The sequence below is a fragment of the Candidatus Binatia bacterium genome, from assembly GCA_026415395.1.
Lineage (GTDB): Bacteria > Desulfobacterota > Binatia > HRBIN30 > HRBIN30 > HRBIN30.
In genome coordinates this window covers 1-1,835 of record JAOAHD010000005.1, presented here as the reverse complement: position 1 = coordinate 1,835, position 1,835 = coordinate 1, and the positions used below count along the sequence as shown (strand labels likewise).

The 1,835-nt window shown below is 59.5% G+C and carries 2 protein-coding genes; both read right to left on the bottom strand.

All coding sequences use genetic code 11. The annotated features are described in order from the left end of the window. A partial coding sequence (locus N3C12_04550; GenBank protein ID MCX8071702.1) for a restriction endonuclease subunit S occupies window positions 1-995 on the bottom strand: 995 nt, incomplete at its 3' end. Beyond that, the coding region (locus N3C12_04545; GenBank protein ID MCX8071701.1) for an SAM-dependent methyltransferase at window positions 992-1,835 on the bottom strand (844 nt) is incomplete at its 5' end. The genes N3C12_04550 and N3C12_04545, both read right to left, overlap by 4 nt.

Genomic DNA, 1,835 nt, shown 5'->3' with positions numbered 1-1,835 from the left:
GGAATGGTCGTTTTGTTGCCGGCGCCCTCATAAACCTTACGGTGCAGGAACCCGACTTCCATCCACGCGGCTGCAAATTTCGGCTCCACCACCCCCGAGTGCAGGGGCCGCAAACGGTGCAAATGGTTCTGGTAGGTGAATCCGGTTGCATCACAATCCCAAACCGCGGCGCGACCAATCTCGCCCCCTTCACAGACTAGCAAATCACCGCGTTGCAGCCAGCGATCGCCGACGGCATCCGGTTCAACGTGCATCCGGCTGATGTTGCTCAGATCGATCTGCCCCCAGTACACGTTGGACGTGCGCAAGAACGGAACTCCGTCAGGGCCATTGGAGAGGTTCCGCTTGAGGGACACGCCTTGAACGATCTCAAAGACTTCTCCGATTGACTCGACCTCCCAACTCTCCGGTATCGGCCCGATCTCGGTGTCCTTCTGCGGCTCGCCGCGCAGGCCGCGCGTGAACAGCTCGTGCATGGCGGCGCGTTTGAGTTCGTTTGCTATGTTCTTGGCTTCTTCGATCCTGACGATCAAGTCATGTAGTCGCCAGAGCAGTCCAGCTATTTGTCGCTGGTCATCTTCGCTGAAATCTGGCATCTCGAATTGTGCGATATGGGCCCACGAAGTGCGCGGATGATGTGCGCCCGTTACGCCAGCCATGGCGTGGTTGATGAAGTCCGGCGCGTGGACCATACAAGCAAGAAACCTAGGATCAACGTGCGCTTTGGGTCGTAGAACGAGCAACTCGGTCGTGCATACGCCATCCGTTTCTGCGAGCACCGCCTTATCCAGGTAAGGGCGCAACTTTCCGTAGAGGACATCTCCTTTGCGGAAGCGGAACTTATGGCTACTGACGTCGAGAGCGTTTCCTTTGGCGGTGGGTACCAATCTTCCGGAGGTTAAATGCTCCAGCCCAACATAAACGCTTCCGGGCTCGCACTCTGCGGGGTGAACTTGCTGAGCGACGAGTTCACAGTAATCAGCAAGCGAGGTCATGCCAGCCTCCGAAGCACTTGAAGAGCTTGAGAAAGTCCATCCTCCAGAGCCTGCTCTTCTCGCAAGATCGATTCGTAACGATCAATAAGCGCTGGCAAATCTTTTTGGGTCGCTTCCCCACTGCCGTTGACCCACCGACTCGGACTCAGGTTGTAATCCGCCTCCCGCGCTTGTTCGGTGGTGATAACAGCCACCTCCCCCTCGACCGGCTCGCCTTTGAGGTACATCGCGGCGAGTGGCCGGATGTCCTCTTCAGGCAGGTAGTTCTTGGGCCGCCCCTTCTTGAAACGCTTGCTCGCGTTGAGCAGAACAATCTTGCCCTTGCGCGCGGCAGGCTTGCGCTTGGAGAGCACCACGATCACGCCCGCCGCCGTGGTGTTGTAGAAGAGGTTTTCGGGCAGCAGGATGACGCCGTCGATCAAGTCCTGATCGACGAACCACTTGCGGATGTTGCGCTCCTTGTCCTCGTTCCTGGAGCCGGAGCCGCGCGTGACCGCACCGGTATCGAGCACCACAGCGGCGCGGCCGTGCTCGTTCATGCAGGCCAGCGTGTGCTGCAGCCAGGCCCAGTCCCCCTTGCCGCTGGTGATGCCGCCTGCGGTGTGGAAGCGGTCGAACGGGTCGTTGGCAAAGATGTCCGGTGCGAAGGGCTGGTTCCACATCGGGTTGGCCACCACGATGTCGTGCTTTCGGATGGAACCGTCCGGATTGCGGAACTTGGGATTGATCATGGTGTCGCCGCGGGCGAGCTCGACGTCCATGTCGTGGATGATGGCGTTCATGCGCGCCACGGCGTAGCTCTCGGCCTGCAGTTCCTGGCCGGAAAGCTTGAGCGGCACG